Origin of the sequence: Actinomadura sp. B10D3 (genome assembly GCF_039871695.1) — a bacterium.
Classification (GTDB): domain Bacteria; phylum Actinomycetota; class Actinomycetes; order Streptosporangiales; family Streptosporangiaceae; genus Spirillospora; species Spirillospora madurae.
Window position 1 is genome coordinate 1 of the sequence record NZ_JBDPLY010000110.1, and the last position, 559, is coordinate 559.

Genomic DNA, 559 nt, shown 5'->3' on the forward strand with positions numbered 1-559 from the left:
TCTCGCAGACGCCACTCAGGACTCGGCTATAAGACCCCGAACCAGGTCTATGCAGAGCACCTAGAACAGCAGCTCGCAGCGTGAAGTAACCGCAAATAGAGCTGTCCGAAGTCTTCGGGGCCCCTCATGCCTTGCGTCGGCTAGTGTCCTGCGCCTGAAATTCGTTGAAGAAGTGTAGTTTGGGGCCTATGGTGCGCAAGGGTCGACCGGTGGCCGAGGTGACGCTGACCGATGAGGAGCGCGAGACGCTGGTGCGCTGGGCGCGGCGGGCCAAGTCGTCGCAGGCGCTGGCGCAGCGGTGCCGGATCGTGCTGGGCTGTGCGGACGGCAAGACGAACCAGGAAGTGGCCGCCGAGCTGGGGATCTGGCCGCAGACGGTGGGTAAGTGGCGGCGCCGGTTCGTCGAGCGGCGGTTGGAGGGCTTGGCGGACAAGCCACGGCCGGGTGCCCCGCGGAAGATCACCGACGAGCAGGTCGAGCAGGTCGTGGTGGCCACGCTGGAGCGGACGCCGGCCGGGGCGACGCACTGGTCCCGGGCGTCGATGGCGGCCGAGAGCGG

1 protein-coding gene is annotated in these 559 nt (G+C 67.6%); it reads left to right on the forward strand.

All coding sequences use genetic code 11. From position 1 onward, the window contains the following. Positions 1-188: 188 nt before the first annotated feature. Positions 189-559 (forward strand): helix-turn-helix domain-containing protein (locus tag ABGB11_RS42485; RefSeq protein ID WP_347641383.1); only part of this gene is annotated, 371 nt, incomplete at its 3' end.